This window comes from Candidatus Poribacteria bacterium, from assembly GCA_016866785.1.
In the GTDB taxonomy this organism is placed as follows: Bacteria; Poribacteria; WGA-4E.
On sequence record VGLH01000176.1, the window covers coordinates 1 to 6,419 of the forward strand.

Here is a 6,419-nt window from a genome sequence, read left to right on the forward strand (position 1 = left end):
GGTCGCACTACGTCTTCCCGTCACCGAAAGACCCGACGCAGCCCTACGGGAGCATCAAGACGGCTTGGGGTCGCCTCGTGCGTGTCACCGGCTGCGATGAGTTGCAGGTCTACGACCTGCGGCACTTCTACGCATCGCAGTTGGCGAAGTTAGGTGCGACCGAACAGCAGACAGGGCGATTGCTCTGCCATGTTGGGCAGTCGGTCACGAGCCGATACGTCCACCACGACATCGACGACCTACGACCCTTCGTCGAGCGGCTGAGCCAGCGGTTCGTGCAAGCCTTCGGCGCGTCTCCCATGCCCGAAGTCGTCACCACGGAACGGAACGCGTCCATCCCAGCGTCCCAACGCGCCGATGGACACAGGAACCCGTAGGCACACGGTCCACGTGCGCTGGTGCGTAGCGGCGTCCGAGCGCTCCGCTGCTTCGGCTCACATGTGGCAAGGAACCGAACTTCAAGGCAGATGCCCTGTCTTGTATCCGTTCTTGTCCCATGTTCCAACCCCGCCATGACCGTACTCGTTGACGCCAACGGCAACGCGCTCCTTCCCGTCGTTGCCGTAAACGCTCATCCAGCCGCCGTCCTCGTCGACCATCATCCTGGCGCGGGGCTCCCCATCGTTACCGAACACGCTCACCCTACCGCCGTCTTTGCCCGCGAAGTTCATTACGCGCGGCTTCCCGTCGTTGCCGTACACGCCCACCGTACCGCCGTGTTCGCGCACGCCCATCCAGGCGCGCGGCTCCCCATCGTTGCCGAATACGCTCACCAAACCGACGTTTCCGTACGCTCCCACCGCGGCGCCTGCCTTCCCGTCGTTGCCGTACACGTTCACCGTACCGCCGTTCTCGGCAGCTACCATCCCGGCGCTGATTTTCCCGTCGTTGCCGACCACTGTCACCGTACCGCCGTCCTCGCCGACTCCCATCCCTGCGCTGATTTTCCCGTCGTTGCCCCACACGCTCATCGCGCCACCGACTTCGCCCACCAGCATCTCGGCGCGGGTTGTCCCGTCGTTGCCGCGCACACCCACCAAACCGCCGTTTCTGTCCACGCTCATCAGGGCGCTTCCCTTCCCGTCGTTGCCGTCCACGTGCACGTAACCGCCGTCGCCACCCACACCCATCCAGACGCCGTGCTTCCCATCGTTCCCGTACAGGCCCATTAACCCGTTGTCGGGGAACGCGACCATCTCGGCGCGCGGCTTCCCGTCCTTGCCGTACATGTAGATTGTCCCACCGTCGACAAGCACGCCAACGCGCACGATTTCGTTCCCGTCGTTGCCCGCTACCGTGAGGAGACCGCCGTTCGCGTCTACACCCAGGCTGAGGACTGGAACTCCTTCTGCGTTGAGCACCTGTACCACGTCCGATTCGTGCGCCTCGTTCGGACGCAACCTGGCTGCTAGGCGCACTGCGACTTTGCCTTGTTCGTCCAGGACGTTCAGGCTCCGCACCGTCAACGTGTCGAACTCCGCCGAGGGCTTCCCCTCCGTCTGCGCCGCAGCTACCATCAGCATGTTCGGAAGCAGTTGCCCAGCGACCACCAACGCCCCGCCCAACGCGATGTAACCGAGTTTCGCCACGTAACGCATCGCCCTCTCCTTCGCGCAGTCTGCCGTTGCGTCTGCGAACGCTATACCCATGCCGCGCCCAGGGCAAGCCACCCTCTCCGAACCGGCTCCGCGCTCCCTGCCGTACAGAAAAACGCGTTTCTGCGTTTGTTTCGCAGGTACTCAGCCGTAGCAGACCTTGGGAATACCGAAGAAAAGGCTGTGCAAAACCCGCGCCGTTCGCGGGCTCCGGCATATGGAAGAGGCTACGCAACGCGGTGTCCCTGCTGTCGCGGAACCGCCAAGATTAGGGACAGAATGCGCCGTAATCGCCCGCCATCGAAGAGGGGCGTTGGTGGTCACTGTCATACGGCGCGTCGCGCATCGGTTCAGGTCTTCGCCGTATGACCCCTCATTGGCGAGGTGGAATGTAGACCATGCCGCCCTTCTTGAACACATTCAGAATGCGCCGCAATGCTTCCGACCGACTGACACCCCAGAAGCGCGCCAGACGCTCAAGCAGTCGGCGATGCTCTCTATCCAGCCGGAAGGACTCGACCTGTCGCATCGTCAGCCCCTTCGTCGAACCGGTAGACGACCTAGACAACGGCGCACGGCGCGTTGCGTTCCCGCGCTCGGTACCCGATGCAGGTGTGGCTCGCGTCACGGATGGCCCCATCGCTCCCTCCGTCGGGCGTTCTCATCGCGCCTTGACCTGAGAACCTGAGAATCGTGAGAAACGTGAGAAGATTGCTCAGTGCTCTCAGCTTTCTCAGCTTTCTCACCGTTCTCAGCTTTCTCACCGTTCTCAGACTTCTCACCGTTCTCACCGTTCTCACCGTTCCCAACTTTCTCACATCTCAGGCTCCGCACGGCTGAGAAAGCGTCCACTTTCCATCGACGGACACGACCCCGGCGGCTTCCTTCGCCCGGTCGAACGTAGCCCGGCTAATACCCTCCTCCGTTGCCAGCGCAAGAAGGTCTACGCGACTCCGCGCGCCATCAGCCAGAGCCATGCGGAGAAAGGCAACGGCGCGTTCGCCCACACCTTCCACGCGGTACGGCTCCGGCGGAACAACGAACTCGATGCCCGATTCCGAGATGCGGAAGCCCAACGACGGCGGACGGGCGCAGAAACTCGACTTCAGCGCCTCGACAAGCACTGTGCCGGCATCACGGTCGGGAACCGACAGTCCGAGAATCGAACGCGCGAACTGCGCGATGGCCGAACTGCCTCTTATGCGGTCGAGCGATACCTCCGCCGTTTCGTAAAGCGACCGCTTCCGCAAGTGATGCACGACCACCACCGGAACGCCCACGGACGCAGCGAGCGCGGAAAGCTCCCGCAATACGGCGCGCATCTCCGCGCTGTTCTCATCGAGCGCATGCCCGCCGCTCAGCGAGTCCACGACGATGGCTTTGACTCCATGCTCAAGGGCGAGCGCCTCTATGACACGCGCGTGCTTGAGCAGGTCAGGGATAGCCGTCGGCTCCGCCTCGCCCAATGTCGGCAGGACAACGTCGTCATTACCGACCCCCAGCGTGCCCAGGCGTTCGGCATAGCTCCCGCGAAAGCTCTCGGTTTCCAGGAGCAAGACGCCCCCCGTCTCCGACACCCGTGCGCCCGTCGGCAGGTCTTGCGCGCCGGTGAATGCCGCTATCAGATATGCCGCGAACCACGACTTTCCAATGCCTGTCTCGCCGCACACCAGCGTCACGTGTCCGATGGGAACGTACGGCTCCCAGGCCCATTTGACGCTGCCAAAGAAGGACCGCAGGTCGGCGAGATTCACAACACCGGATGAAGACGGCGCACCGTTGGTTCTGTCTCCTGGAGCCACTCCGCGCGTCGGGACGACAGGCAGCTTGGAAGTCTGGCTCTCCGCCGTTTCGCGCCTCGGGCGTTTGTACGCCTGCTCGACCGACGCCAACGCCTCTGCCTCCGTGTAGGGATGCTCGCCGAGATGCCGCACGCGGCGCGCGTATCCGAGCACCGTCGCCCGCGTTTCGGTTTCCGAAACGCCCGCATCCCGCAGTTGGCACGCGAGCCATACCCCCGTTTCGTTCCGGTTCCCGCCGACCGCCCGCGCCACCGCCTTGGCGAGCCAGAAGTCCCCGCTGTCGCCGTCCGGTGGACGCGTCGGCGTCGGTTCGACCGATTGCGGAGCCGCCTCCGGTCGGCTGTCGGAGCCCGGCGGTCCGAGCAGGTCCAAGAGCCATCGCGGAGCGTCCGTCACGTCGTCGAGAGTCGGGAGTCGGTCGAGCCCCTGCCAGACGTAGGGTTTGCCGGTGTCGGGATGCCGACTCGGCGGAGCGACGACGGAGTGACCTTCATAGCGAACTTCAACGCCCGCCGCCGGTTCGACCTTGCCCTTGCCGACGAAGCCGTCCGGCGTTCTCAGATAACAGTGCAAACCGCCGTCGCCGCGACCTGTCGCGCACGTCAGCGTGTCTGGCAGGTCCGCGTTGCTCAGCCACGCCGAGCCTTCGCCCGTCACGTCGTTGCGCGGGTCGAAGTCAATCACGACGAGCCCTGAAACCGCGCCGCACACGACGGCGACGCCGGTCGCGTCCGTTCCGCTGAACCAGCTCCGAATCAGGGCGTCCGATGGCTGCTGCGCCTGCCAAGCCTTCCAATCCACGACACAGCGCTTGCCACGCACCGGCACGAGGCTCCAGCCGAGCTCCCCATACGCGAGCGCGGCTTGGAGGATGGTGCTAGCATTTCCCATATGTCTCTCCAAAATGGGGCGCTCGCCCGTCTCCGAACGAGCGCCCCGCCTTGCCTACGGCCTTCCGACCTTCGCCGCCGTCTGCTCGGCGCACTACAGGCGGAGCACGAGCTGCCCTACGTTGCCCGCCGTCTGCCAGTAGTCCAGGGGCAGCGCAATCTGCGGCCCGAAGCCGCGCGACACCTGAATCCCCTGCCGCTCGAACGCATCGAGACGCGCCTCGAACGTGGTGCCGTCGACGAGGACGAGCCGGACGCCGACGCCGCCCCGACGCCGCAGTTCTTCGAGATGGCTCGAATCCGTGCTCCAAGCCGGAGGCTGCCTCAGCATGTGGCGCGCCGGGTCCAGCCCGGTTTTCTGAAGCCAGAGACTGCCGTCAGGGTCGCGCACCCACGCGCCCACGACGCGACCGCGTTGGTCGCGCGCCGATTCCGAGCCGCGTCGCGCGCCGACGAATCTGGTCGGCTTGACGCTTGCCGCCCCAGTGTTCATGGAGTAGCCTTTCGTCGTTGATTGATTGGTATGCCTCAGCCGGTCACGGCGTTCGCCGCGACCGCCTGGGGTTATTTTTCTGCCGTCTCGCCGCCGTCCCCGTCCACCGCCGCCGCCGCAAGCTCCTCGACCTCGCGCACGTCAACGCCCAACGCCGTAGCCATCCGTCGCGCTTGGCTACCGCTCGGAACGTACCGCGCCCGCTCCGCGAGCGACCACAGCATGGGCGACACGCCCGCCAAACCAGCGGCGAGATGGACCGAATGACCCTTGTTCAACCGAGCAGTCCTAAGTCGCACTGCTTTTCCTTTCGTCCGATGGGGTTCAGTTCGCTTCGATTTCAGTGTAGCACGCGCCGGGTCGAACGGCAAAAAAAACTTGCGACTAGATATCTATCTGTGTAACGTCGGTCATTGTTGTCAAGGGCCAGCGGCGGCAATACTTCATGCTCTGCGGCGGTTATACGTTGGGTAGCGACAGACTCTCCGGCATATCCCGCCGATAGGCGTCTATCTCAATATGGAGCGTTCCTCAAGCAGCATGACGGGTCCGTAGCGCGTGCGGCTGGCGGAGGTTGTAGGAAACGGGACTCCGCCGCCGCCGTGTAGCGAGGGGTGCTAGGGTGCGGAAGGCTGCCCACGCGGTCGGCCCCGCGTCGTCAAGAGGGCAGGGCGTTCGACGAGCTCAGACGCTGGACAAGGGCGCGCCGAGCCAGCCGAAGGTCAGCGGACCCGCTCAACGAGTAGGGTCGGCTTCACGCCCGCCACCACGAGGCGTGCGGAGCACATCGGGCCGCTCCATCGCTCGACGCGCGTTGCCCGTGTTCGGCGACGCTAGGCGCGTCGGTCACCGGCAACATCACTCGCCCTCCGCATCGTGCTCCCCTTCCGGGCGAGTCACAGTGATGCCCACGACGACCGCCGCATAGACGATAGTCAGAAGCAGTGCCGTACCGCCCAGGAAAAGTCCGTCCACCTCTGTCCATTTGTAATCCCGTATCACAGTCCCTTCAGGAACCGTCTCGAAGCGCCCAGCGAGACGCTCGTCGTACCCCAAGAAGTCCCACACCGGATATCGGATGCTACGAGTAGTCAGCAGTTGGTGCGCTTTCTCCGTATGCACCCGTCCTGATGGCGGATAAAGGATGTTCAAGACCATCAGCAGCGCGTAGATGACAAGCGCGAGTCGGAGCGGCCTCGTCGCCCAGAGGAACCGCCTGAAGAACCGTCCAACGGCACTCATCTCGCCCTCCTTCCAGGTCTCCGCAACTGCGCTACTACCACGACTGCCAGAGGGCGTCAACGCCGCCTAAGACGGTGACGCGTGCGTGCCATTCCGACGGTCATCCGCGACGCGCTGCACCCCCGTTGCGAGAACGGGCGAACCGTGACACTATCGCCGCCGCAACGCGGTTCTCAGGGAAACTTCAGGGAAGGTCGGCACGAGCTAGCGGTAAGAATCAGTAACGGCGCGGGCTCAACTGGCAGAGCATCTGACTCTTATCAGGCGGTTGGTGGTTCGACTCCACCACGGCGCACCACTTCGTCCTCCGATCCGTGCCGACGGTCGTCTGGGGCTCAGAAGAACGCCAGTTGGCGACCGGCAGGCTCGTCGCCGTCGGCAAGCGCCGCGATCCCGT

At 64.5% G+C, this 6,419-nt stretch carries 6 protein-coding genes and 1 tRNA gene; 2 read left to right on the forward strand and 5 right to left on the reverse strand.

Going from position 1 to position 6,419, the window contains the following annotated elements; translation table 11 throughout:
* A partial coding sequence (locus tag FJZ36_17420) for a hypothetical protein (protein ID MBM3216680.1) occupies positions 1-377 on the forward strand: 377 nt, incomplete at its 5' end.
* Positions 378-458: 81 nt separating this feature from the next.
* On the opposite strand, the gene FJZ36_17425 is transcribed toward FJZ36_17420, so the two are convergent.
* From FJZ36_17425 to FJZ36_17445, 5 genes are all read right to left on the reverse strand, one after another.
* Complete coding sequence (locus FJZ36_17425) at positions 459-1,598, reverse strand: hypothetical protein (GenBank protein ID MBM3216681.1); 1,140 nt, start codon at positions 1,596-1,598, stop codon at positions 459-461.
* A gap of 818 nt (positions 1,599-2,416) precedes the next feature.
* Positions 2,417-4,288 carry a hypothetical protein gene (locus FJZ36_17430; GenBank protein ID MBM3216682.1) on the reverse strand — a complete coding sequence of 624 codons (1,872 nt, stop codon included), beginning with the start codon at positions 4,286-4,288 and terminating at the stop codon, positions 2,417-2,419.
* A gap of 93 nt (positions 4,289-4,381) precedes the next feature.
* Positions 4,382-4,780 carry a hypothetical protein gene (locus FJZ36_17435; GenBank protein MBM3216683.1) on the reverse strand — a complete coding sequence of 133 codons (399 nt, stop codon included), beginning with the start codon at positions 4,778-4,780 and terminating at the stop codon, positions 4,382-4,384.
* Positions 4,781-4,851: 71 nt separating this feature from the next.
* Positions 4,852-5,172, reverse strand: a complete 321-nt coding sequence (locus tag FJZ36_17440; protein MBM3216684.1) for a helix-turn-helix domain-containing protein — start codon at positions 5,170-5,172, stop codon at positions 4,852-4,854.
* Between the two features lie 466 nt (positions 5,173-5,638).
* Positions 5,639-6,022, reverse strand: coding sequence for a hypothetical protein (locus tag FJZ36_17445; GenBank protein MBM3216685.1), 384 nt, complete (start codon positions 6,020-6,022; stop codon positions 5,639-5,641).
* A gap of 226 nt (positions 6,023-6,248) precedes the next feature.
* Between FJZ36_17445 and FJZ36_17450 the strand changes: the two genes are divergently transcribed.
* Positions 6,249-6,320: transfer RNA gene (locus tag FJZ36_17450), tRNA-OTHER, on the forward strand.
* Positions 6,321-6,419: the final 99 nt, after the last annotated feature.